23 protein-coding genes and 1 riboswitch are annotated in these 24780 nt (G+C 66.4%); of the genes, 11 read left to right on the top strand and 12 right to left on the bottom strand.

All coding sequences use genetic code 11. The features are described from left to right. Positions 1–36 precede the first annotated feature (36 nt). The 4 genes from gcvH to AC1RT8_RS03705 all read right to left on the bottom strand — a co-directional run bounded on the left by gcvH (position 37) and on the right by AC1RT8_RS03705 (position 3167). On the bottom strand, positions 37–408 hold the full coding sequence (gene gcvH, locus AC1RT8_RS03690) for a glycine cleavage system protein GcvH (RefSeq protein ID WP_493074227.1): 372 nt from the start codon (positions 406–408) through the stop codon (positions 37–39). Between the two features lies 1 nt (position 409). After that, a complete protein-coding gene (gcvT, locus tag AC1RT8_RS03695; protein ID WP_493074228.1) occupies positions 410–1537 on the bottom strand; it encodes a glycine cleavage system aminomethyltransferase GcvT in 1128 nt (375 codons plus the stop codon). Between the two features lie 170 nt (positions 1538–1707). Continuing rightward, positions 1708–1840: riboswitch (glycine riboswitch) on the bottom strand. A gap of 77 nt (positions 1841–1917) precedes the next feature. Beyond that, on the bottom strand, positions 1918–2565 hold the full coding sequence (locus AC1RT8_RS03700; protein WP_493074229.1) for an MOSC domain-containing protein: 648 nt from the start codon (positions 2563–2565) through the stop codon (positions 1918–1920). Further along, the gene (locus tag AC1RT8_RS03705) at positions 2562–3167 is read right to left on the bottom strand and encodes a hypothetical protein (RefSeq protein WP_493074673.1); all 606 of its coding nucleotides are present in this window, start codon (positions 3165–3167) and stop codon (positions 2562–2564) included. Before AC1RT8_RS03705 ends, AC1RT8_RS03700 begins: the two co-directional genes overlap by 4 nt. A 156-nt stretch (positions 3168–3323) precedes the next feature. Between AC1RT8_RS03705 and ispH the strand changes: the two genes are divergently transcribed. Genes ispH through rnhA form a run of 3 tightly spaced genes read left to right on the top strand, consistent with a single transcriptional unit; the run spans position 3324 to position 5694 of the window. Continuing rightward, positions 3324–4283: a 4-hydroxy-3-methylbut-2-enyl diphosphate reductase gene (ispH, locus tag AC1RT8_RS03710; protein WP_493074230.1), complete on the top strand. Its 960-nt coding sequence runs from the start codon at positions 3324–3326 to the stop codon at positions 4281–4283. A 5-nt stretch (positions 4284–4288) separates the two neighbouring features. Further along, positions 4289–5248, top strand: coding sequence for a homoserine kinase (thrB, locus tag AC1RT8_RS03715; RefSeq protein ID WP_493074231.1), 960 nt, complete (start codon positions 4289–4291; stop codon positions 5246–5248). After that, a complete protein-coding gene (gene rnhA / locus AC1RT8_RS03720; protein ID WP_493074232.1) occupies positions 5245–5694 on the top strand; it encodes a ribonuclease HI in 450 nt (149 codons plus the stop codon). The genes thrB and rnhA overlap by 4 nt, the downstream gene beginning before the upstream one ends. A 478-nt stretch (positions 5695–6172) precedes the next feature. Here the strand turns inward: rnhA and AC1RT8_RS03725 are convergent, their stop codons facing one another. From AC1RT8_RS03725 to AC1RT8_RS03735, 3 genes are read right to left on the bottom strand one after another with little or no spacing between them, the layout of a single operon-like run. Further along, on the bottom strand, positions 6173–6346 hold the full coding sequence (locus tag AC1RT8_RS03725; RefSeq protein ID WP_465173707.1) for a YegP family protein: 174 nt from the start codon (positions 6344–6346) through the stop codon (positions 6173–6175). Between the two features lie 50 nt (positions 6347–6396). Then, positions 6397–7491, bottom strand: a complete 1095-nt coding sequence (locus tag AC1RT8_RS03730) for an NAD(P)/FAD-dependent oxidoreductase (protein ID WP_493074233.1) — start codon at positions 7489–7491, stop codon at positions 6397–6399. A gap of 19 nt (positions 7492–7510) precedes the next feature. Then, entirely contained in the window at positions 7511–8452 is a 942-nt protein-coding gene (locus AC1RT8_RS03735; protein WP_493074234.1) for an alpha/beta fold hydrolase, read from the bottom strand. Positions 8453–8500: 48 nt separating this feature from the next. Between AC1RT8_RS03735 and AC1RT8_RS03740 the strand changes: the two genes are divergently transcribed. The 8 genes from AC1RT8_RS03740 (at position 8501) to AC1RT8_RS03775 (ending at position 16886) form a co-directional block, all read left to right on the top strand. Further along, the gene (locus AC1RT8_RS03740; protein ID WP_493074235.1) at positions 8501–8974 is read left to right on the top strand and encodes an A24 family peptidase; all 474 of its coding nucleotides are present in this window, start codon (positions 8501–8503) and stop codon (positions 8972–8974) included. A gap of 49 nt (positions 8975–9023) precedes the next feature. Then, positions 9024–10049 carry a Flp pilus assembly protein CpaB gene (cpaB, locus tag AC1RT8_RS03745; RefSeq protein ID WP_493074236.1) on the top strand — a complete coding sequence of 342 codons (1026 nt, stop codon included), beginning with the start codon at positions 9024–9026 and terminating at the stop codon, positions 10047–10049. 1 nt (position 10050) lies between these two features. Then, on the top strand, positions 10051–11730 hold the full coding sequence (locus tag AC1RT8_RS03750) for a type II and III secretion system protein family protein (protein WP_493074237.1): 1680 nt from the start codon (positions 10051–10053) through the stop codon (positions 11728–11730). Between the two features lie 22 nt (positions 11731–11752). Beyond that, a complete protein-coding gene (locus AC1RT8_RS03755; RefSeq protein ID WP_493074238.1) occupies positions 11753–12382 on the top strand; it encodes a CpaD family pilus assembly protein in 630 nt (209 codons plus the stop codon). Position 12383: 1 nt separating this feature from the next. Further along, complete coding sequence (locus tag AC1RT8_RS03760) at positions 12384–13676, top strand: pilus assembly protein CpaE (RefSeq protein WP_493074239.1); 1293 nt, start codon at positions 12384–12386, stop codon at positions 13674–13676. A gap of 75 nt (positions 13677–13751) precedes the next feature. Next, entirely contained in the window at positions 13752–14726 is a 975-nt protein-coding gene (locus AC1RT8_RS03765; RefSeq protein WP_493074240.1) for a type II secretion system F family protein, read from the top strand. A 22-nt stretch (positions 14727–14748) separates the two neighbouring features. Further along, the gene (locus tag AC1RT8_RS03770; protein WP_493074241.1) at positions 14749–15744 is read left to right on the top strand and encodes a type II secretion system F family protein; all 996 of its coding nucleotides are present in this window, start codon (positions 14749–14751) and stop codon (positions 15742–15744) included. A 98-nt stretch (positions 15745–15842) separates the two neighbouring features. Beyond that, a complete protein-coding gene (locus tag AC1RT8_RS03775; RefSeq protein WP_493074242.1) occupies positions 15843–16886 on the top strand; it encodes a helix-hairpin-helix domain-containing protein in 1044 nt (347 codons plus the stop codon). 352 nt (positions 16887–17238) lie between these two features. Here AC1RT8_RS03775 and AC1RT8_RS03780 read toward each other — a convergent pair whose 3' ends face one another. The 5 genes from AC1RT8_RS03780 to AC1RT8_RS03800 form a co-directional block, all read right to left on the bottom strand. Next, a complete protein-coding gene (locus tag AC1RT8_RS03780; RefSeq protein ID WP_493074243.1) occupies positions 17239–17763 on the bottom strand; it encodes a DUF1254 domain-containing protein in 525 nt (174 codons plus the stop codon). Continuing rightward, positions 17760–18335, bottom strand: a complete 576-nt coding sequence (locus AC1RT8_RS03785) for a DUF1214 domain-containing protein (RefSeq protein WP_493074244.1) — start codon at positions 18333–18335, stop codon at positions 17760–17762. Before AC1RT8_RS03785 ends, AC1RT8_RS03780 begins: the two co-directional genes overlap by 4 nt. 228 nt (positions 18336–18563) lie before the next feature. Continuing rightward, the gene (gene ppdK, locus AC1RT8_RS03790; protein WP_493074245.1) at positions 18564–21230 is read right to left on the bottom strand and encodes a pyruvate, phosphate dikinase; all 2667 of its coding nucleotides are present in this window, start codon (positions 21228–21230) and stop codon (positions 18564–18566) included. A 79-nt stretch (positions 21231–21309) separates the two neighbouring features. Next, complete coding sequence (glyS, locus tag AC1RT8_RS03795) at positions 21310–23691, bottom strand: glycine--tRNA ligase subunit beta (protein WP_493074246.1); 2382 nt, start codon at positions 23689–23691, stop codon at positions 21310–21312. Positions 23692–23890: 199 nt separating this feature from the next. Then, on the bottom strand, positions 23891–24730 hold the full coding sequence (locus AC1RT8_RS03800) for a glycine--tRNA ligase subunit alpha (protein ID WP_493074674.1): 840 nt from the start codon (positions 24728–24730) through the stop codon (positions 23891–23893). Between the last annotated feature and the right edge of the window lie 50 nt (positions 24731–24780).

Raw genomic sequence — 24780 nt, forward strand, 5'->3', positions numbered from 1 at the left:
TTCTCCCCTCCCCTGCAGGGGAGGGGCTTCGTTAGTTCAAAGCTTCGCGACGAAAGCGGCGTAGGCAGCCTCGTCCATCAGGCCGCTGAGTTCTTCCGGATCGCTGAGCGTCAGCTTGAAGAACCAGCCCTCGGCCTCGGGATCCTCGTTGACGAGCCCCGGATTGTCGCCCAGCGCCGCATTGCCCTCGAGCACCGTACCCGAAACCGGCGAATAGACGTCCGACGCGGCCTTGACCGATTCGACCACCGCGGCCTCGTCGCCCTTGCTCAGTTCCTTGCCCTCTGCGGGCACGTCGACGAACACGATGTCGCCGAGCTGGCTCTGCGCATAGTCGCTGATGCCGACCGTGCCGATGTCGCCGTCGACATCGACCCATTCATGATCTTCGGTGAAGTAACGGCTCATCTTACTTGCCTCCTGCTCGAACATAGCGGTGTGGAATTAGCGGCATCGCGGTGACGGTCGCCTGATGGACCTTGCCGCGCTGGGTTAGCTGGATGACGGTGCCAAGCGCGCTCATCGCGACAGGCACATAGGCCATGGCGATCGGCGCGCCGAAGCTCGGGGCGAAGCCGCCGCTGGTGACCTTGCCGACATCGGACCCGTCCGCGTCGACCACCGCCGCGCCTTCGCGCACCGGCTGGCGGCCTTCGACGACCAGGCCGACGCGCTTGACCACCGGGCCCTGCTCGCGCTCAAGCAGGATGCGCTCGGCGCCCATGAAATTGCCTTCCTCGCGCCGCCGCTTCGACAGGGCAAAGCCGAGATCGGCCATCACCGGCGTCGTCTCGGGGTCAAGGTCATGACCATAGAGCGGCAGGCCGGCCTCGAGCCGCAGCGAATCGCGCGCGCCGAGCCCGATCGGCTTCACTTCGGCTTCAGCGGTCAGCGCATTGGCCAGCGCCTCCGCTGCCTCGGCCGGCACCGATATCTCGAAGCCGTCCTCGCCGGTATAGCCCGAGCGGCTGATCCACAGCGGCGTGCCGTTCCACTCGAACGCGCCCGCGGTCATGAACACCAAAGCCTCGACGCCCGGCACCAGACGCGACAGCACATCGACTGCCTTGGGCCCCTGCAACGCGAGCAGCGCCTGCTCGTCCATGATGTTGATCGTGATGTCCTCGGGCAGGTGATCGAGGAGATAGGAGATGTCGTCATATTTGGTCGCGCCGTTGACGACCATGTAGATGCCGTCCTCGCGGCGCGTGACCATCAGGTCGTCGAGAATGCCGCCATTCTCGGCGAGCAGCAGCGAATAGCGCATCTTCGTAGGGGCAAGCCCCTTGATGTCGCCCGGCAGCAGCGCCTCGAGCGCGACGTCGGCGCCTTCTCCGGTGAAGAGGAGCTGGCCCATATGGCTGACGTCGAACAGGCCGGCGGACTCGCGGGTCCACAGATGCTCGGCCATGATGCCTTCATACTGGACGGGCATGTGATAGCCGGCGAATTCGACCATCCGGCCTTCCCGCGCACGGTGCCACGCATCGAGCGGCAGCGTCTGGATCTCGATTTCGGGGCCTTCGTTGTCGCTCAATGCCGATCTCCGTCACAAGGTGTCACGGCGTTACGCAGCGCATCGCACGCCGAGTATCGCCGCCCCCTCTGTCACGGGAACCTGAGAGCTTTCACCGCCCGCACGCGCAGGACAGCTTACCCCTTCGGTGGGCCGCGCGAACGTCGCTGCAGCCGCTTTCCAGAGTGTCGATAGCCCGCGCGGTCCGGTGTGCCTGAGAGATTCCGGGGCGGTTGCTCCTTCGGCGCCTCGGATCAGGGATTCCATGCCAAGCCATTGCTTTGACAAGGGTCCCACGTCCGGGGTCTCTCCCGCGCGTGCCTATGGAGGTTGCCCCCCATCGACACCCCGGTGTGACGCGGCGCAGCATGCGAGTCAATTGGGCTTGGCGGTGCTTTTACCTAAAGCATCAATTTGGCGGCGCGGCGCCGCCAACCGTCATACAGCAGCTCCATACCGGCGAGTTCGGCGAGTGCCCCCGGGTCCTTGCGATGGTCGCCGGCGATGAGCAGGCCGAATACCCGGCGCACCGTCCAGTCGGGCAGGGGCCGCTCGACCATCGACAGCAGATCGCCCGGCTCGGCCGCCCCCTCTTCGATCACGCGGTAATACCAGCCACTACGGCGCTCCTTGACCATCAGCGCAGGAAGCGCCGGCCAGTGCAGTCTTTCGCCCTGCTTCCAGCAGGGCTGCCGCCCCTGGCTGATCTCGATCAGCGCGCTGCCCAGGCGGAAACGGTCGCCGATGCAGACCTGCTCCTCGATCAGCCCGCGCGTCGCAATATTCTCGCCAAAGGCGCCCGGGCCGACGAGCACCGAATCGTCCGCCCTGCCCTCGCCCCAGCGTGCATAATGGTCGTGCGGATAATGGTGCAGCGCCTTGTCCGGCCCGCCATGCACGCTGGGATCGGCCTGCTCGTCGCCTTCCAGCCCGAGAAAACCGATCTTCACCGGCCCTTTCACCGGCGACTTGGCAATGGCGCTGTTTTCACCCCGCGCGAGATACCGGGCCTTGCCTGCAAGCAGGGCAAAGGCCCGCACCTCGGTCATCGGGTCGCGTTGTACTTGAGCTGATCGTCGGTCAGCTGGAAACCGACCAGCGCCTCGAAGGTCGCGCGCAGCACCGCCTGGCGAATCTCGGGCCGGGTCAGCGGGTCGACCGCGGCGTCGCTGCCGCCGGCCTTGCGCTTCTCGGTCAGCTTCTTGCGGACATCGTCCGACAGGCTGGCCGCGGCGCGCGAAATGGTGCTGCTCGCCTGGCCGCTGGCCGTCGCGCGGTCCTGCCCGGCATTGAAGTGTACCGAGACATGGCCGACGCGCTTGGCGATCACGGCGGTGCCGCCGCGTACGACGGTGATGAAATAGGGCAGGTTCACATCGCGCGCCGTGTCGGTGCGGGCGCGGCGGGCCTGGATATCGAAGGTGACGGTAGTGACGATGTCGTCGGTCGCATCGGCGCAGGTGGAGCGCACATTGGTCATCACCGCGGCCACGTCGATCGCCGTCGCGGCGGTGCTGGTCGGCGGATCGAACAGGGTGATGTCACCGGTCGCCGCGGGGACGCCGACGCTGGGGCACGCCGAGCGGATCGCCGTGATGCCGCCGGTTTCGTCGATGTCTCCGGTGGTGGAGCAGCCGCCTGCCAGCAGCATCAGGATGGCGGGAACGGCAATTTTCCGGGCTGTCACGGGCACACGCACCTTATCACATAGGAAGGGGCCTCGCGCTCGCGCGCACCGGCCCCGGAACGATGCGCACCATAGGAACCGGCTTTCGCGCACGCAAGCAATCGCGTAGAGCGCTCCGTAATGACCGATCTCCGCAAACCGCCGCTCGAACTGCTCATCGCCGCTCCACGCGGCTTCTGTGCAGGTGTCGATCGCGCGATCCAGATCGTCGAGCTGGCGATCGAGAAATATGGCGCGCCGGTCTATGTCCGGCATGAGATCGTCCACAACAAATTCGTCGTCGATGCGCTGCGCGCCAAGGGCGCGGTGTTCGTCGAGGGGCTTGACGAGGTGCCGGACGGCGTGCCCGTGGTATTCTCCGCGCACGGCGTGCCCAAGGCGGTGCCGACCAAGGCGGCCAAGCGTGGCCTTGCCTATCTCGATGCCACCTGCCCGCTCGTCTCGAAGGTGCACCGCCAGGCCGAGCGGCTGGTCGCGGCCGGCCGCCACATCGTCTTCATCGGACACAAGGGCCATCCCGAGGTGATCGGCACCTTCGGCCAGGTCCCAGAAGGATCAATGTCGCTGGTCGAAACCATCGCCGATGTCGAGACGATGCAGCCAGGCGACCCCGACAACCTCGCTTTCCTGACTCAGACGACCCTGTCGGTCGACGATACCGCCGCCATCGTCGAGGCGCTGCAGCGCCGCTTCCCTGCGATCCAGGCGCCGCGTGGCGAGGATATCTGCTATGCCACGTCGAACCGTCAGGCAGCGGTCAAGAAGATCGCCGGTGCCTGTGACGCGATGCTGGTGATCGGCGCGCCCAACTCCTCCAACTCGGTTCGGCTGGTCGAGGTGGCGCTACGCGAAGGGACCCCGGCCGTCCTGGTCCAGCGCGCGGGCGATCTGGATTTCGACTTTCTCGAAGGCGTCCGGACGCTCGGCATCACGGCCGGAGCGTCGGCCCCGGAAGTCCTGGTCCGCGAACTCGTCGATCGGCTTTCGGAACGTTTCGAGATCAGCGAGTACGAAGTCGAGACGACGCGCGAGACGATCTCTTTCAAGCTGCCCCGCGGCCTCGAAGTCGTCGCAGCCTAGATCGAATGGCTGTCTATACGCAGGTTTCGGCGGAGGCGCTTGGCGCCTTCCTGTCGGGTTTCGACCATGGCGAGCTGGTCTCCGCCAAGGGCATCGCGGAGGGCGTCGAGAACAGCAATTACCTGGTCGACACGACCTGGGGCCGGTTCATCCTGACGCTTTACGAGAAGCGCGTGCATCTGGACGACCTGCCCTTCTTCTTCTCGATGATCGATCATCTCGGAAAGCACGACTTGCCGGTGCCGCGCGCGCTGCCCGATCGTGACGGTACGGTGATCCACCAGCTCGAAGGCCGGCCGGCCTGCCTGATCGAGTTCCTGACCGGCGTCTCGGTCTCGCACCCGACCATCGCCCAGGCGTTTGCCGCCGGGACCGCCATGGGCCGGATGCACGAGGCGCTGACGGATTTCCCCCTGACTCGCACGAATTCGATGGGTGTCGACACCTGGCGCCCGCTGTTCGAACGCTGCGGCCGCGATCTCGACGGCATCGCGCCCGGCCTGTACGACGATGTCGGCTTCGCGCTCGACGCCGTCCTCGATGCCTGGCCGGCCCATCTTCCGGTCGGGGCGATCCATGCGGACCTGTTCCCCGACAATGTCCTGATGCGCGGCGATGCCGTGACCGGGCTGATCGACTTCTATTTCGCCTGCACCGACATCCGCGCCTATGACCTCGCCGTGATGCATACCGCTTGGTCGTTCGACACGACGGGCAGCAGGGCCGACTGGGCGGTCGGGCGGGCGCTGATCGAGGGATATGGCCAGTCGATCGATCTCACGCCCGACGAACGGGCCGCGCTGATCCATCTCGCCAAGGGCGCCTGCATCCGTTTCCTGCTGTCGCGCGCCTGGGATTGGCTCAACACCCCGGCTGACGCCCTGGTGACGCGCAAGGACCCCCTCGCCTATCTACGCCGCCTGAAGGCCTATGCGGCGCGCACGACCCCGCTGGATATTGCATGACCGAGCTGACCAAAGTCGAAATCGCCACCGATGGCGCCTGCAAGGGCAATCCGGGCCCGGGCGGTTGGGGCGCGATCATCCGCTCCGGCACCAGCGAGCGCGAGCTGGCGGGCGGCGAGAAGCTGACCACCAACAACCGCATGGAGCTGACCGCGGCGATCGAGGGGCTGAACGCGCTCAAGCGGCCGTGCCATGTCACGCTGTCGACCGACAGCCGCTACGTCATGGACGGCCTGACCAAATGGATCAAAGGCTGGCAGAAGAATGGCTGGAAGACCGCCGCGAAGCAGCCGGTCAAGAACGCCGACCTCTGGCAGGCGCTGCTCGCCGCCGCCAAGCCGCACCGCATCGAATGGGTGTGGGTAAAGGGCCATGCCGGCCACCCGGACAATGAGCGGGCCGACAAGCTGGCCAGCGACGCCGCGGTGGCGGCGGGACGGGGTTAGCCCCTCCGCAGCCCCACCGTCACCTCGGACCAGTTCCGGGGTCCATCGGGCCTCAAAACAAAACGGCAACGGGCTGGCGCAGCATCCGCAAACGTCCCGCCTTGATTCAACATACCGCCCGATCATGCCATTACCCGGCAATGACCGCCCTCGCCCACATCCCCAATCCCGTCATTCGATCGAAGCCGCACGCCCCAGCACCGACGCGTCGATTCCCTGTTCCGCGCCCGGCATTTCCCTGTTCCGTGTCGTTGATTTCCCTGTTCCACAGGAACAGGGAATTGCCATTCAACACCTTGATTTCGCTACAAGGTTCGCGCGAAAATCAACCATAAACAGGCCTGAAAATAAAAAAATTCCCTGTTCCGCCCTCGGAACAGGGAATTTCGGTCTTCCTGTCATCGATCCTAGCGCGCCGGAACCACCATGGCCCGGCAACGGCTGCCGGCAAGCGCAGCGCGCGATCCTCAGGCGAGGCTCACCCCTCCTCGATCGGCGCGCCCGGCCCATTCTTCAGCACTGATTCGATCGCGTTCTTCGCGCCGGCCTTGCTCGAATAGCCCTCGGTCCAGAAGATGATTTCGCTGTTGTACTTGAATTTGGCGACATACTCGCCCGCCTTGTTCTGCTCGATCACGAATTTATGTGCCATGTCGTCTCTCCCATAGGCTGGACCGAGGCAGGTTAGCTTCGCCCGAACCGTTACGCCAGCGTCTGGAATCGCCCGGGCGCATATGGCGCCGGATCGATCGCAGCGACGAAGGGATCGGGGCTCTTCCCCAGCAGCAGCGCCGCCGCGAGCGCGGCGCCGGCGGGGGCGGTCTGGATGCCGAAACCACCCTGCCCGGCGCACCAGAACAAGCCAGTGACATTCGGGTCGAAGCCATAGACGGGCAGCCGGTCGGGGGCGAAGCTCCTGAGCCCAGCCCAGCGCCGCTCGACCGCGGTCACACGCCAGTCGACGACCTGTTCGAACCGGTCGATCGCGATCGCCACGTCGAGTTCCTCGGGCTGGACGTCGCACGCGTCGACCGGGGTCTCGTCATGCGGGCTCAGCCACAGCCGCCCGCCCGCCTCCGGCTTGAAATAGAGCTTGCCCGAGATGTCGGAGACGAGGGGCAGTCCCCCGGGCGCGGCGGGGTCGGTCCGCAACTGGGTCATGGTGCGGCGATAAGGCTGGATCCCGATCGGCCCGGCACCCGCAAGGCGCGCCACGCCATCGGCCCATGCACCGGCGGCGTTGGCGAGGATCGTCGCCGCGAAGTCCCCGGCGGCGGTTCCGAGCCGCCACTGCCCGCCTTCGCGCCTGGCCGCCGTGAGCGGCGCGTTCAGGACCATCTCCGCCCCCGCCCGGCGCGCGCGCGCGATGCAATCGGCGTGGAGCGCGGCGACGTCGATATAGGCGCTGCTCGCCTCCATTACGCCGAGCGTCCAGTCGTCGCGCAGGCCGGGCACGACCGTCGCCGGATCGACCCGTTCGAGCGCGACTTGAGTGGCGTCGAATTCGGCGAGAAAGGCGTCGATCGCGGCCGCGTCCTTCGCCCGGCCGATATGAAGCGACCCCAAAGGCGCCAGGAAACCGCCCGTCTCGAGCACCGGGCCGGAGGCGCTGGTGAGCGGCTGGACCCCGGGACCGCCATAGCTTTCCGACCAGAAGGCCGCCGACCGGCCGGTGGCGTGATAGCCGGCCGCGTCCTCGCCCTCGATCAGCAGCACCGATGCATGGGGCGCCAGCGCGGCGGCGAGGCTCGCGCCGGCAATCCCCGCCCCGACGATCGCGATATCGTACCGCTTCAAGATCGCGCCCCCGAAGGCCTCAGCGCTGCGCGCGCGCGGCGAGGAAGATGTCGATCTCGCCGATCGCGCGGTTGCGCACGCCATCCGCTTCGCGCAGCACCTCGTGCGCCGATTCCTGGCCGAACCGCACCACGCGCACATCGGGCAATTTGCCGGCGACCTGCAACGCCGCCTTGGCGCTCACCAGCTTGTCCGCCCCCGCGACGATCATCAGCACCGGTATCGTCATCGTCTTGAGCCGCGGATCCTCGCGCAGGCGCCGGGTCGATTCGAACGCCTTCATCACCCATTTCCAGCTCGGCGGACCAAGCAGCAGCTCGGGCTTGGTCGATTGCCAATAGAGTTCGTCCTCATAGCGGGCAGGATCATGGGTCAGCAGGGCCTGGCGCGTGGCCGTGGTCGCCGGGCGCTCATTGACCTTCCAGGCTGCGCGCGCCGAGTTGCCGACGCCGCCGAGGAACCTGGCGAGCCGCTCGCCCATCCGCGCGCCCAGCGGGCTGTGCAGGCCGAGCATCGGCGCGATCAGTACCGCCGCCGCGGGCCGCGCAAGCCCTTCGGTCATCGCGCGCAGCACCAGATGCCCGCCCATTGAATGGCCCATCACGACCTGCGGGCCCACCGCTTCGGGCGACCATTCGGCCCAGAAGGCGCCAAAGTCGTCGATGAAGCTGTCGAAGCTCTCGACATGGCCGACATGCGGATCGGGCGACAGCCGCCCCGATCCGCCCTGCCCCCGCCAGTCGAACGCGGTGATCGACCAGCCCTGGCCGTGCCAGTGCGCGAACGCCTCCAGATATTTCTCGAAGATGTCGCCACGCCCGCCCTGGAACAGGATGCTGCCGCGCGGATGGCCCTCCGCCGGCCAATCGAAACGCCGCAGCTTCCAGCCGTCGGGCGCGATCCAGAACGAGATCCGGGCGGTAGCCGGAATCGCGCGGCGATAAAGCTGCGGGGAAACCATGGACGCTGGTTACTTTTTAGAAAGCCATGTCGTCTAGGGGTATTGCTGATGGGTGGGGGTACACCAAACGCTTTACTGCTCGGCGCGCTGGCGCTGCTCCTTGTTTCGGCAGGGATCCAGGACGCGCGCACCCGTGAGATCGCCAATTGGAAGAACGCCGCGATCGTCGCGCTCGCACCCTTGTGGTGGTGGGCGAACGGCTGGGCGGTCTGGCCCGATATCGCGATCCAGCTCGGCGTGGCAGCGGTCGTCTTCGCTTTTTTCCTCGGCGCCTTCGCCATGGGGTGGATGGGCGGCGGCGACACCAAGATGATCGGCGCGCTGGCCTTGTGGTTCCCGTTCGACGCGCTCGCCTGGATGCTGATCGTGATGTCGCTGCTCGGCGGCGCGCTGACGCTGCTGCTCATGATCGAGCGCGCGATACGCAAAAAACCGGAGAAACCGGAGATTCCCTACGGCGTGGCGATTGCGATCGCCGCTCTTCTTACACTTCGCGAACCGATTCTTAACCAGTTCCTGTGAATGCTTAACGCGGGTTCAATCGTCCCGCGCCCGAAAGGCCTGAAACGTCATGGATAGTCGCAAGATCATTCTTCTAGTGGGCGCTCTGATCGTCGCGGCGATCACGGCCTTCATGGCGCGCAGCCTGCTCGTCGGCGGGTCCGCCCCGCAAGCCGGTGCCGCCACTGCGGTCGCAGCGCCCGTCGATGGCCCCGAGGTGCTCGTCGCCACGCGTGCGCTGCCGGTCGGGACGATCCTGGATGCCACCGCGCTGAAGTTCCAGCCCTGGCCCAAGGAACTGGTCGACAACGCCTATTTCATCAAGAAGGACACCGATCTGAAGTCGCTTCAGGGCACGGTCGTCCGCAACGCGATCACCGCTGGCCAGCCGGTCACGCAGGGCGCGCTGGTGAAGCCCGGCGACCGCGGCTTCCTGGCGGCGGCACTCGGCCCGGGCATGCGCGCCGTGACCTTCCCCGTTTCAGCGCAGACCGGAGTCGCCGGCTTCGTCTTCCCGGGCGACCGGATCGATCTGGTCCTGACCCAGACCGTCCCCGGCGGCGGCGACGGGCCGCCGCTCAAGGTCGCCGAGACGGTCATGCGCAACCTGCGCGTGCTGGCGACCGACCAGCGCACCGACAATACCGTGGGCGAGGACGGCAAGACCGTCGTGCGCACCTTCTCCAACGTGACGATCGAGGCGACGCCGAAGATCGCGGAGAAGATCGCGGTCGCCCAGACGCTTGGCTCGCTTTCGCTGTCGTTGCGCTCGATCGCCGACAACAACAGCGAACTCGAGGAAGCGATCGCCAATGGCGACATCAAGGTGCCCGAGGGCAATGACCCCAAGGCCGAAAAGGCGATGCTGTTGCAGGTCGCGACCCAGCCCCAGGCGGGCAGCTCGACGATCGCCACGGGTGCCGACGTGTCGCGCTTCCAGCGCAGCACCGTGCCCGGCAAGCCGCCATCGTCGCTGCCCGGCGCGCCCGGTGCCGGTGCCGGGGGCTATCCGGGTGCCGCAGTGCCGGTCGGCCCGGTGGTGCGCGTCGCGCGAGGAAATTCGGTGACCGATGTTCCGGTCGGGGGGAAGAAGTAGGATGCGCATCAGGAACCTCTTGAACCGCTCGGTCGCGGTTACGGCAGCGGCGGCGATGGTCGCCAGCATGCCCGCGACCGCGGTCGCCGGTGCCGCCAAGGCCCGCCCGGCAGCCAAGCCACGCTCGATCGCCGGGCGTCCCGCCCGGATCGGCACGCCCCCGGTCGGCTCGCAACGGCCGACCCGCGAGGTGCTGCTCTCGATCGGCCAGGGTGAGTTGATCACCCTGCCGGCGGACGTCGCCGATGTGTGGGTGTCCAACTCGGGTGTCGCCGACGTCTATGTCAGCAACCCGCGCCAGATCCACCTCTTCGGCAAGGAATTCGGCGAAGCCACCCTGTTCGCGACCAATGCGTCGGGCGGCGTGATCTATTCGGCGAACGTCCGGGTCAGCCAGAACATCACGTCGATCGATCGCATGCTGAAGCTTGCGATGCCGGATGCCGATATCCGGGTGACCACGACCGGCCAGATCGCCGTGCTGACGGGAACCGTCGGGTCGCCTGACGACAGCGCCCAGGCCGAACGGCTCGTGCTTGCGCTGCTCAATCCGGGGGTCGACGCCTCGGCCCCAGGCGCGAGCTTGAAGATCGGCGTCTTCAACCGCCTTCGCACCGCGACGCCGCTGCAAGTCAATCTGCAGGTACGCTTCGCCGAGGTCAGCCGCAGCTTCATCAAGAATGTCGGCGTCAACCTGAAGTCGCTCGATACGACCGGCGGTTTCCTGTTCGGCATCGGCTCCGGCCGCGACGCCGGCACGATCACGCCCCCCGTACCGCCCACGGCTACTACGCCGGGCACAGGCACCTCCTTCACCTTCCTGAACGGTTCGCAGCGCACGACCCTGGGCCTGGCCGGCAAGCTGTTCGGGCTTGACCTGCTGAGTGCGATCGATCTCGGCGAGACGATCGGCCAGGTGTCGACTCTCGCCAACCCGAACCTCACCGCGCTGTCGGGCGAGACCGGCACCTTCCTGGCCGGCGGCGAAGTGCCCATCCCGGTGTCGCAGGGCCTCGGCTCGGTCACGGTCGAATACAAGCAGTACGGCGTCAGCCTGGCCTATACGCCCACCGTGCTGGCCGATGGACGGATCTCGCTCCGCGTGCGGCCGGAAGTGTCGCAGCTCGACTATTCGAACGCCGTGGCGATCGGCAGCTCGCGCGTGCCGGGCCTGACCACCCGCCGCGCCGAGACGACCGTCGAGCTCGGCTCGGGCCAGAGCTTCATGATCGGCGGCCTGCTGCAGAACAGCCACAACAACTCGTTCGAAAAGACGCCCGGTGCGGGCGACGTGCCGATCCTCGGCGCGCTGTTCCGCTCGAACGCCTTCCAGCGTAACGAGACCGAACTGGTGATCATCATCACCCCGTATCTGGTGAAGCCGGTCAACGCGAACGAGATCGTCCTGCCGACCGACGGCTACAAGGCACCGACCGATCTGGACCGCGTCCTGCTGGGCCAGCTTGGCGGCGGCACCAATGGCGGCGACCGGCCCAAGCCGAGCATGGCCCCGCCGGTTGGCGCCGAACCCGCCTTTGGCGCGGCAGCCCCGGTTCCCGTCCTGCCCACGCCTGCCCCGCAGCAGCGCCGCGAGGACCAGGTCACCAAGAATGCACCGCCTGAAGCCAAGTCGAAGTCGAAAAAGGGTGCGAGCGCCGCGCCCGGTTTCAGCTTCAATTGACGCCGTCTCGAGGGATAGACCCATGATCAAGCGTACGATCCTCCTCGCCTCCGCCCTCGCCCCGGCCCTGTTGCTGGGCGCGTGCAGCGGCACGCAGAACCGCGGCCTCGAATCGGTGCACCAGCCGGTGGTCAGCCGGACCGACTATGTGTTCGACGTCAACACCAGCGGCAACACGCTGGCCCCGGGCGAATCCCAGCGCCTGGCCGGCTGGATGGCGTCGCTCCGCCTCGGTTACGGTGACCGGGTCGCGATCGACGATCCCAATCCCTATGGCGGCGGCATTCGCGACGCGGTCTCGACCGAGATCGCGCATTACGGCCTGCTCCTGTCGGACGACACGCCCGTGACCGGTGCGACCATTGCACCCGGCACGGCACGGATCATCGTCAGCCGGATGAAGGCGACGGTGCCCGGATGTCCCGACTACAGCCGAAGCGCCCAGCCCGAGTTCGAGAGCAATACCTCGTCGAACCAGGGCTGCGCGATCAATTCCAACCTGGCGGCGATGGTCGCCAATCCGGCCGATCTCGTGCGCGGCCAGCCCGGCGCCGACACCACCGACACCGCGGTCTCGACCCGCGCCATCGGAACCTATCGCAAGGCCACGCCGACCGGCGCAGGCGGCCTGAAAGACGCGGGGAGCAAGTAACATGAACGCCCCCTTCAGCAGCTCCGGCCGGGTCGGCCACCGCGAACCCTTCGTCGCCTTCGTTTGTGACGAGACCACCGCCGAGATCGTCCGCCCCGTCGCGGTCGAGATGGGCTGGGTGCCCGAAAAGGTGAACAAGGGCGGGCTGCGCAACGCGGTCCAGTCCCTGTCGGTCTCGGCCAGCCCGCAGATCCTGTTCGTCGACCTCTCCGAGTCCGGCGATCCACTCAACGACATCAACGCGCTCGCCGAGGTCTGCGAGCCCGGTACGGTCGTGATCGCGGCCGGCCAGGTCAACGATGTGCGCCTGTACCGCGACCTCGTCGTCAGCGGCATCCAGGACTATCTGCTCAAGCCGCTGAGCCCCGACATGCTGCGCGAGGCGTTCACCCATGCGCAGACCATCCTCAACGCGCCCAAGCTGATCGATGTCGGCGCCGAGCGTCCGCATTGCTCCACCGCCTTTATCGGCGCGCGGGGCGGCGTCGGCGCTTCGACGCTCGCGACCTCGGTCGCCTGGATCCTCAGCGAGAAGGGCGGGCGGACCACCGCGCTGCTCGATCTCGACGTGCATTTCGGCACCGGCGCGCTGGCGCTCGACCTCGAACCGGGCCGCGGCCTTACCGATGCGATCGAGAACCCCAGCCGCATCGACGGGCTGTTCATCGAACGCGCCATGGTCAAGGCAAGCGAGACGCTGTCGGTGCTCTCCGCCGAGGCCCCGATCAATTCGCCGGTCCTGACCGACGGTGCCGCCTTCTACCAGCTGCAGGAGGAGATGCGCGCCGCGTTCGAGTGCACCATCGTCGATCTGCCGCGCAACATGCTGGTCCAGCATCCGCACCTCATCACCGATGTGCAGGTCGCCGTGGTGGTGACCGAGCTGACCCTGGCCGCCGCGCGCGATTCGATCCGGATCCTGTCCTGGCTCAAGTCCAACGCGCCGCAGACCCAGGTCTTCGTCGTCGCCAACAAGATGCACCTGAACGGTCAGCTCGAGATCAGCCGCAAGGACTTCGAGGGCTCGATCGAGCGCAAGATCGATTTCGTCGTCCCGTTCGACCAGAAGCTGGCCGCGCAGGCAGCCAAGCTGGGCAAGCCGGTCGCCGAGGCCGGCAAGGGATCGAAGACGACTCAGCCGATGGTCGAGCTCGCGACCAAGCTGATGGGCGTCGGCGACGCCGCCGACAGCGACGACGGCCGCAAGAAGAAGTCGGGCGACAAGGGCGGATCGCTGATGGGCAAGTTCGCCGATCTCAAGTCGATGATGCCGAAGCGTTCGGCGAAGAAGTGACCCGGCCTATGCGCGGGTGCGAAAAATTCGCGGGCGTAAACCGTCCGTCAACGAAGCGGGGCGCTTGATACCGCGATGGAACTGATGCCGTTCATCATGCTGTTCGCAGGCGCGGCCACCGTGCTGGTACTGATGGTGTTCGCCTTGGCGGGCCCGTCGCCGGAGCGGGCGCGCGAGCGCCGGCTGGGCGCGGTCAGGGCGCGGCACAGCGAATCGTCCAACGCGCTGGTCGAGGCGCAGATGCGCCGCATCACTGCAAGCCGCGCAACGAGGATGGACGCGGCGGCGATGCGGTTCCTGCCCCGCCCCGCACTGCTCAAGAAGCGGCTGGCGATGACGGGCAAGACCTGGACGGTCGGCCAGTATGGCATGGTCACGCTGGGCATCACCGTGGTCGTGGCCCTGCTGCTCTGGCTCCAGGGCATGCCGATCGCGCTATCGCTGCTGCTCGGCATCATGCTGGGCGCCGGCATCCCGCATTTCGGCGTCGGCTTCTTCATCAAGCGCCGGATCGCCAAATTCACCTCGAAATTCCCCGACGCGATCGAGCTGCTCGTCCGCGGCCTGCGCTCGGGCCTGCCGATCACCGAGACGATCGGCGTGGTCGGCCAGGAGGTCGAGGGTCCGGTCGGCGTCGAGTTCCGCTCGATCACCGACAAGATGAAGATCGGCCGGACGATGGACGCCGCGCTGCAGGAGACCGCCGACCGGCTCGGCACGCCCGAATTCCAGTTCTTCGTGATCACCATCGCGATCCAGCGCGAGACCGGCGGCAATCTCGCCGAGACGCTCGCCAACCTGGCGAACGTGCTGCGCATGCGCGGCCAGATGAAGCTGAAGATCAAGGCGATGTCGTCCGAATCCAAGGCCTCGGCCTATATCATCGGCGCCCTGCCCTTCATCGTGTTCGGCATGATCTGGATGATCAACGGCAGCTATATGCAGAACTTCTTCGTCGACCAGCGGCTGATGGTCGCCGGCGGCGGCGGCATGATCTGGATGGCGATCGGCGCCGCGATCATGGCCAAGATGATCAACTTCGAAATCTAGACTGGGGCAACGCGGAACTTTCATGGGCGAGACGGCTGGACCAACGATCCTCGGGGTCGACGTGATGTGGGTGGCGACATTGCTCTCCGGCATCGCCGCGTTCGCGGTGCTGCTGGCGATCTATGCCGCGACCACCGCGCGCGACCCGATGGCCAAGCGAGTCAAGGCCCTGAACGACCGCCGCGAGCAGCTCAAGGCCGGCATCACCGCCTCGACCAAGCGCCGCGCGAAGCTCGTCACCAAGAACGAGACGACCGACCGGATCAAATCGATCCTGTCCGGCCTCAAGGTGCTGCAGGACAGCCAGGTCAAGGCAGCACAGATCAAGCTGATGCAGGCCGGCATCCGGTCCAAGGAATATGCCGTCGCGGTCATCTTCGGCCGCCTCGTCCTGCCGATCGTGTTCGGCGGGCTGATGCTCTATCTGGTCTACGGCACCGACATGTTCGCGGATTACACGCCGCTGAAGCGCTACGGCATTGTCGCCATCAGCTTCATCCTGAGCTACAAGGCGCCGGACATCTTCCTGAAGAACAAGATCGACAAGCGCTCCAACGCGATCCGCAAGGGCCTGCCCGACGCGCTCGATCTGCTCGTCATCTGTGCCGAAGCGGGACTGACCGTCGACGCCGCCTTCAACCGAGTCGCCCGCGAACTCGGCCGCGCCTATCCCGAGCTGGGCGACGAATTCACCCTGACCGCGATCGAGCTGGGCTTCCTGTCGGAGCGCCGTCAGGCGTTCGAGAACCTGGCGATGCGGGTGAAGCTCGACGCGCTGAAGGGCGTGGTCACCACGATGGTCCAGACAGAAAAATACGGTACGCCGCTGGCTTCGGCGTTGCGCGTGCTCTCCGCCGAGTTCCGCAACGAGCGCATGATGCGCGCCGAGGAAAAGGCCGCGCGCCTGCCGGCGATCATGACCGTGCCGCTGATCCTGTTCATTCTGCCGGTGCTGTTCATCGTCATTCTCGGCCCGGCCGCCTGCTCGATCTCCGACGCTTTCAAGGGCGGGATCTAACTTCAGCAGGATCACCCTGGGTCCGAATCGGATGCTTGCTACGACGCGCCGTTGACGGCAGGATCGTTAACGAATCCTATACCGGATAAGGGCGCGTCATGCTGTTCAGCACTCCCTCGCATTTCCTCGTCCTGGGGCTGCTCGCCTTCGGCTTCTGGCTGGTCGGTTTCGCGTCTCATCCGGGCGGCCGCAAATGGCGGGAAATGTACGAACAGGAAGCCGACGACTTTTCCTCCTATCGCACCGATTCCGACGACAAGGTCCGCGCCGCGACCCGCCGGGTCACCGAGATCGAGCGCGAGACCGCCGGGTTCGAGCGCGAACGGCACGAATCGGCCGCCGCGATCGCCGAACTCAAGGCGAGCCTGGAGCAGGAACGGACCGAGTCGGCGGCTGCGATCGCCGATCTCGAGGCCCGGCTGCAGGCGGCCAGGGCGCCAGCGCCGCCCCTGCCGGTGCCGGTGCCGGTCGAGCCTGCAGCCCCTGCCCCTTTCACGCCGACCATCGTCGCGCCCGAGCCGGCCGTCGCGCCGCCCGCCGTGGTACCATCCTATGCGACGCTGGCGAGCGCGCCTGCGCCGGCCGAGGTAGAGGAACCGGCCCAAGTCGAGCCCGTCGACGAGCCTGTCACGCCGGTTGCCGAGACGATCGATCATCCGGTAGCCGAAGCGGAGACAGAGGCCCCGGAGCTGGCAGGCGAACCGCCGGCACCGCCCGAAGCGGAATCACCCGTGGACGTGGTGGAGGAGCGGCCTTCCGAAACCCGCGCGATCGAGCCGCCTGCGGCGGAGGTCGCCGCCGCGGCACCGCTGCCGATCGGCGCCCCGGCACCCACCCCGGCCTTCGCGCCGGCCGTGCCCGACGAGAACAAAAAAGCCTGGTTCGGCGCCGCAGGCTATAACGACCTGACCCAGATCCGCGGGATCGACGGGGTGCTGAGCACGCGCCTGTTCGGCCTGGGTGTGACCCGCTTCGCCGACCTCGAAAAACTGTCCGCCGTGGACGAGATGGCGCTCGAGCAGCGGCTGAACGTTCCCGCCGGCTTCATCGCGCGCGAGCAGTGGCGCGAGCAGGCGGCCTTGCTGCGGGCGGGCAATTTCGCCGAACACAGCAACCGGTTCGGCGCGCCGGTCAACGCCTGAGGCCGATGGATTTCCAACAGCGACTCGGGTTTTCCGCTGTTCGGTCGCCCGCATTTTTTCTTTCCGCTGTTATGTTGGAAAATGGCGGAAGTTTTCGGCAAGCTTTTCAAAGCCTTGCCATGCCTTTTCCCTGTTAACGGATAACAGCGGAAAAACAGGCCGGAACAGCGGCAAAATGCGCACTCTTTTCCGCTGATCAGCCGCTGATCTGCGACTTTCATTTGTCCAACGATGAGAATGAGCGGGGCGGGAATCGAAGGGGATTCTCACCGCGCCTCGCTGTCATGATCTGGCACCATGTTGAATCGACGTTCGCCTGACCCTTCCCTGCACAAGACGCTTCAGGGCAGCGCTATCCCGCCGACCGACAGGTCGTCGCGCGCCGCTCCCGGTCGATTGCCGGGAAGCGGGCGCGGTCGTCGATCAGGATGCGGATCAGAGCGATGCCGTGCGTGCCGTCGACATGGACTGGCTCATAACCGGCGGGCGCGGACTGGCCCGATGCCAGGACGGCGATGCGGAAGGGCTTGCCCGCTGCCTTGATGCCGTTGCGGACCAGCGCGACGTCGGTGTGCATGTCGAAGATCGACAGCGACCAATAGGGCGACGGCACCGGCACGGCGTCGATCAGCAGCGGCCCCTTCGACAGATCGAACGGACAGGAGGAATAAGCGAGATCCGGGCTTGGCCGGACGATCGCGCGCGAGGCCGCGGTGGCGAGCGGCGCATGGGTGAAGCGGTTGGGGCCGCCGACCTTCGACACGCGATCGAGCGCTACCCGCATCAGCATGTCGGGCGTCATCGCCAGCACCAGATGCCACGCGGCCGTGCCGAGCAGCGCCGCGACGATCAGCGGGCCGAGCCAGCGGCGGATCATGTGCACGCCTCCCGCACGATGCCGGGTAGTTGCGCCTGAGTGAAATTGCCCTTGCCCCCGTCATCGGGGAGATAGGCGCGCAGGGTCAGCTCGAACCGGTCGATCCCGCCGGTCGGGAGCCAATGGCCAAGCTGTTTTTCGGGCGACGCGATGACGGTCCAGTGCGCCTGTTCGGACGAGGGCAGCCCCGCGCTGCCGATCGAATAGATGCCGGGCTGGTTGGGGACGAGATAGCCGGCACGGTCGTAGAGCGTCAGGCTCCACCAGCGACCGGGGAGACTGCCGCCATTGACGGCATAGGTGCAGCGGCCTTCGAGCGGGCGGCCGGCGTCATCGACGGCTGCGGTGTAATAGCGGGCTTCGGTGGCGGGGAGCGCGAGCAGGCCGCGCAGGGCGACGACCGCGCGGGTATGGGCGCCGGCCTGGGCAGTGCCGAAGTCGCGGCCGGTGGTCCAGGGGCCGATCTTCTCGGCGGAACCGAGCGCGCCGGCGCGGACGCTCCACACGGCGGCGGCGGTGCCGAGCAGGATACCGGCGAATCCGCAGGTGACGTAGCGTGCCCAGGGTTTCATGGCGCCCCTCTCCCCTTTTGTCGGGCTTTCTGGAGGCCCGTTGGGCGAGGTTATGCGGCTGATAAACGGTGACGCCAAACCTTTTCAGCCCCTCCCCTTCAGGGGAGGGGTTGGGGGTGGGGCAGCGGCGAATGGGGCTCGATGCCCCGGTCGGCGCTTTGCCCAAAGCGTTGCGTTCTCGACTCCCCCACCCCAACCCCTCCCCTGAAGGGGAGGGGCTTTTGTAGATCAGCCCTTCGCCGCGAGCGCCGCCTGCGCCGCCGCCAGTCGCGCGATCGGCACGCGGTACGGGGACGCGCTCACATAATCGAGGCCGATCTTCTCGCAGAAAGCGATGCTCGCCGGATCGCCGCCATGTTCGCCGCAGATGCCGAGCTTGATGTCGGGGCGGGTCGCCTTGCCTCGCTCCGCCGCCATTTCGATCAATTCGCCGACACCCTCGATATCGAGGCTGACGAACGGATCCTTGGGATAGATGCCGCGCTCGACATAAGTGGTCAGGAAGCGCGCGGCATCGTCTCGGCTGACGCCGAGCGTAGTCTGGGTCAGATCGTTGGTGCCGAAGGAGAAGAAGGCGCCGACCTCGGCGATCTCTCCTGCCTTGAGGCACGCGCGCGGCAATTCGATCATGGTTCCAACAAGATACTCGATCGTCCTGCCCTTGTCAGCGAACACGGCAGCAGCAGCCTTTTCGACCACCGCCTTCATCAGCTCGAGCTCACGACGCGTCCCGACAAGCGGGATCATTACCTCGGGGATGGGCGCGGCGCCGGATTTCTCCGCCACCTCGATCGCCGCCTCGAAGATCGCGCGGGCCTGCATCTCGTAGATCTCGGGATAGGTCACGCCGAGGCGGCAGCCGCGATGGCCGAGCATCGGGTTGAACTCGTGCAGCTCGGCCGCGCGGCGCTTGAGCACTTCGACCGCGACGCCGGCCGCGCTGGCAACCTCGGCGAATTCGGTTTCCTCATGCGGCAGGAATTCATGCAGCGGCGGATCGAGCAGGCGGATGGTGACGGGCAGGCCCGCCATCACCTCGAACAGCTGGACGAAGTCGCCGCGCTGCTCGGGCAGCAGCCGGTCGAGCGCGACACGGCGCCCCTTCTCGTCCTCGGCCAGGATCATCTGGCGCACCGCGGTGATGCGCGCCGCATCGAAGAACATGTGCTCGGTCCGGCACAGCCCGATGCCCTCGGCGCCGAATTCGCGCGCGACCTTCGCGTCGAGCGGCGTCTCGGCATTGGCGCGGACCTTCAGGCGGCGCACGCCGTCAGCCCAGACCATCAGGGTGCCGAAATCGCCGGCCAGCTCGGGCTGGACGGTCGGCACTGCGCCCATCATCACTTCGCCGGTCGAGCCGTCGATGGTGACGATGTCGCCTTCCTTCACTTCGCGCCCGCCGACGCGCATGATCCCCGCCTTGGCGTCGATCGCGATCGTGCCGGCACCGGAGACACAAGGGCGCCCCATGCCGCGCGCGACCACTGCCGCATGGCTGGTCATGCCGCCCCGCGCCGTCAGGATGCCGCGGGCGGCGTGCATGCCGTGAATGTCTTCCGGCGAAGTCTCGACGCGGATCAGTATGACGCTGTCGCCGGCATTGGAGCGCTTCTCTGCCGTATCGCTGTCGAACACCGCCGCACCCGAAGCGGCACCGGGGCTCGCCGGCAGGCCCTTGGCGATAACGTCGCGCGTCGCGGCGGGATCGAGCGTCGGGTGGAGCAGCTGGTCGAGCGCCGCGGGATCGACCCGGGCAACGGCTTCCTCGCGCGTGATCAGGCCTTCCTCGGCCATGTCGACCGCGATCTTCAGCGCGGCCTTGGCGGTGCGCTTGCCCGACCGGGTCTGGAGCATCCAGAGCTTGCCCTGCTGCACCGTGAATTCGATGTCCTGCATGTCGCGGTAGTGAAGCTCGAGCAGGTCGAACACCTTGGCGAGTTCAGTGAAGGTCTCGGGCATCGCCTCTTCCATCGAGGCAGGCTTGGCGCCGGCGGTCTCGCGCGCGGCCTTGGTCAGATATTGCGGGGTGCGGATGCCGGCGACGACGTCCTCGCCCTGCGCGTTGATCAGGAACTCGCCATAATAGGCCCGGTCGCCCTTGGCGGGATCGCGCGTGAAGGCGACGCCCGTCGCCGACGTCTCGCCCATGTTGCCGAACACCATCGCCTGGACGTTGACCGCCGTGCCCCAGGCAGCGGGAATGTCGTTAAGCCGGCGATAGACCTTGGCGCGCTCCGACTGCCACGATCCGAACACTGCGCCGACCGCGCCCCAGAGCTGGTCGTGCACGTCCTGCGGGAAGGGCCTGTTCCACTGTGCCTCGACCAGCGCCTTATACTCGACGACCAGCGCCTGGAGGTCCTCGGCGGTCATGTCGGTGTCGAGGAAGTATCCCTTGTCTTCCTTCGCGATTTCAAGCGCTTCCTCGAAGCTGTGATGATCCAGTTCGAGCACGACGTCGGAATACATCTGGATGAAGCGGCGATAGCTGTCCCAGGCGAAACGCGCATCGCCCGAGGTTTCGGCCAGCCCCTGCACCGTCTCGTCGTTGAGGCCGAGGTTGAGCACCGTATCCATCATGCCCGGCATCGAGGCGCGGGCGCCGGAACGGACCGAGACGAGCAAAGGATCGGCCGCATCGCCGAATTTCTTGCCCGTCACGCCCTCGATATGCGCAATGCCGGTCGCGACTTCGGCGCGCAGCGCTTCGGGGAATTGCCCGCCCTCGTCATAATAGACGGCGCAGAATTCCGTCGAGATGGTGAAGCCGGGAGGCACCGGCAGCCCGATCGAGGCCATCTCCGCCAAATTGGCGCCCTTGCCGCCGAGCAGATTCCGGTCGCCCTTGCCGCCATCGGAAACACCCCCGCCGAAGCGGTAAACGTACTGCGTCATTGCTCAGTCCTCTGTGTGCCTGTTTTTTCGCTGGGGAGGCGAGGCAATCTTGTGTCGGTCGGGGCGAAGATGCGTGTCGTCAGCCCTCGATTTTGGAGAAGTCGGCGACCGAATGGACCGCGTCGCGGACCCGGGCGAGCAGCGCGAGGCGCGCTTCGCGCTTCGCAGGGTCGGGATCGTTGACGGTCACGTCGTCGAAGAACCGGTCGATCGGTGCCCTCAGGCTCGCCAATGCCGCCATCGCCCCCTCGAAATCCTCCGCCCCAACGGCGTCGCGCGCGCGTGGCTCGGCGGAATCGAGCGCTGCGACGAGCGCGCTTTCGGCGGGTTCGGGTTCGTAGGACAGCTTTTTATCCTCGGCGGCGGTAAAGCCCTCCTTCTTGAGGATGTTCGCCGCGCGCTTGTAGCCGGCGAGGAGGTTGGTGCCGTCCTCAGTGGTGACGAACGCCTGGAGCGCGTGCACGCGGGCGAGCAGGCGGACGAGATCGTCCTCGCCGCCCAGGGCGAAGACGGCGTCGATCAGGTCGTGGCGGACTCCGGCTTCGCGTTGCTGGACTTTAAGGCGGTCGATGAAGAACTCTAAAACACCGCTCTTGTCAAAAAACAAATCCCACATGGCGTTATCATGTGCCGCGCTCTCCGCACGTGTTCCTAGCTCAACGGCCTCTTCGTTATCGAGTTGAAGCGTGTCCGTTGCCACCGCAATTTTTGTATATTCTTTCTCAACGCGAGCAGAAACGGCCTGGCGCCCATGACCAGTCTCAGCAATGGCAACTGTATTAGAAAGTGAATCTCTGATCCCATTTTCTGTAATTAGTCTAATAATTGCAATTGCTGCGCGACGTAGCGCATACGGATCTTTCGATCCGGTTGGTTTCTCATTCCTCATAAAGAACCCAACTAACGTATCCAGCTTGTCCGCCAGAGAAACCACCACTGTCACCGGCGCGGTCGGCACCTCATCACCCTGCCCCGCTGGCTTGTAATGATCACGTACCGCATCGGCTACCTCAGTCGACTCGCCCTGCGCCCGCGCATAATACCCGCCCATCAAGCCCTGAAGCTCGGGGAATTCGCCGACCATGCCGGTGACGAGATCAGCCTTGGCCAGACGCGCGGCGCGTTCGGCCATGTCGGCGAGCGCCGCAACATCATCCCCCTCCCGCTTGCGGGAGGGGTTAGGGGTGGGCTCGCGCTCTCCCTCTGCGGTACCGTCTGAGGAAGCCGGGAGCCCACCCCCGGCCCCTCCCGCGAGCGGGAGGGGGGAAGAAGTGACGATGCCTTCCTCGACCAGCCATCTTGCCAGCTTCGCGACGCGCTCGACCTTGTCGGCGAGCGTTCCCAGCTTCTCGTGAAACACGATCTTCTCGAGTTTCTTGGCCTGCTCGTCGAGCGGGACCTTGAGGTCGGTTTCGTAGAAGAATTTCGCATCCGACAGCCGCGCCGCGAGGACCTTGCGGTTGCCCTCGACGATCTTCGCGCCGCCATCGACCGCATCGATATTGGCGGTGCAGATGAAAGCGTTCGCGAGCGTTCCACCCAGCGGCGAGCCCCCTCCACCATGCTGCGCATGGTCCCCCTCCCCGTTCCGGGGAGGAATTCGGCAGACGAAGTATTTCTGGTTCACCCGCGCCGTCAGCTGGATCACCTCGGGCGGAACGCTCAGGAATTCCGGATCGAAGCGGCCGAGCAGCGGCACCGGCCATTCGGTGAGGCCGGCATTCTCGGCAACGAGACCCTCGTCCTCGATCAGGTCGAGCCCGGCCTCGGCGGCCAGCGCCTTGGCGCGGTCGCGGATGATCGTGCGGCGCTCGTCCTGGTCGACCAGGACGTGGCAGGCGCGCAGCTTGTCGGCATAATCGCCGGCATTGCCGATGGTGATCACGCCTGGATGATGGAAACGGTGGCCGACCGTCGCCGCGCCGCTGGCGACGCCGGCGATCTCGAACGGCACCACATCGTCGCCGAGCAGCGCGACGATGCCCTGTAGTGGACGGACCCAGCGCAGGCTCTCGGTCGAGCTGGAGGCGTCGCCCCAGCGCATCGACTTGGGCCAGGGAAAGGCGCGGATGATCGCCGGGATCGCCTCGGCCAGCACATCGGCGGTGGCGCGGCCGGGCTTTTGCGTGACGGCGAACAGCACCTTGTTGCCCTTGCCGTCGTCGCGTTCCTCGAGCTGATCGCGGGTCAGGCCGGTCGAGCGCAGGAAGCCCTCCAGCGCCTGGGCGGGCGCGTCGGCGCGGGGGCCCTTGCGTTCCTCGGCTGTAGCCTCGGTTTCGGTCGGCAGGTCGCGGGCGATCAGGGTCAGGCGGCGCGGCGTCGCGAAGGTGGTGATCGCGTCGGCGCGGAGGCCCGCCTTGTCGAGTTCGGCGGCGAACAGGCGGGCGAGATCGTCGCGCGCCTTGTCCTGCATGCGCGCGGGGATTTCTTCCGAGCGGAGTTCGAGGAGGAAATCGGTCATTATCGTTCCTCCCCGGAACGGGGAGGGGGACCATGCATAGCATGGTGGAGGGGCTTGGAGCGCGGGCGGCTGCCTACCGAGTGTCGTCGCGAATTGAGATGGAAGCTCCGGAGCAAGCCTATCGCGCTCCAAGCCCCTCCACCGCCTTCGGCGGTCCCCCTCCCCGTTCCGGGGAGGAACTGAGATGTCGCACGCCACATCACGCCGCCCACCCGTTCTTGTCCATCCACGCCTGGCAGCTGCCCTTCGCCAGATCGCGCACCCGGCCCATATAGGCCTGGCGTTCCGCGACCGAGATAACGCCGCGCGCCTGGAGCAGGTTGAACACATGGCTCGCCTTGATCGCCTGCTCATAGGCGGGGATCGGGAGCTTCGCTTCCAGGCAATTCTCGCATTCGGCGGTCGCCTTGCGGAACAGGTCGAACAGCCGATCGGTATCGGCGATCTCGAAATTCCAGGCCGACATCTCCTTCTCGTTCTCCAGGAAGACGTCGCCGTACGTCACGCCGTGATCGTTGAACGCGAGATCGAACATCGAATCCTTGTTCTGCAGATACATGGCCAGGCGTTCGAGCCCATAGGTGAGCTCACCCGCGACAGGCTTGCAGTCGAAGCCGCCCATCTGCTGGAAATAGGTGAACTGAGTCACTTCCATGCCGTCGCACCAGACTTCCCAGCCCAGCCCCCAGGCGCCGAGCGTCGGGCTTTCCCAATCATCTTCGACGAACCGGATGTCGTGGCGGGTGAAATCGATGCCGATCGCGGCGAGCGATCCGAGGTAGAGTTCCTGCAGATCGGGCGGGCTCGGCTTCAAAATCACCTGATATTGATAATAATGCTGTCCCCGATTGGGATTCTCGCCATAGCGGCCATCGGTCGGGCGGCGGCAGGGCTGGACGAAGGCTGCGTTCCATGGATCGGGGCCGAGCGCGCGCAGGGTCGTCGCCGGGTGGAAGGTGCCGGCCCCCATCTCCATGTCATAGGGCTGCAGGATCAGGCAGCCGCGCTCGCTCCAGTATTCGTGGAGCTTGAGGATCATGCGCTGGAAGCTCAGCGGCTCGGTCACGGTGCGGAAAAACCCTTCGCAGA

It is taken from the genome of Sphingomonas sp. GW821-FHT10F11 (assembly GCF_058809095.1).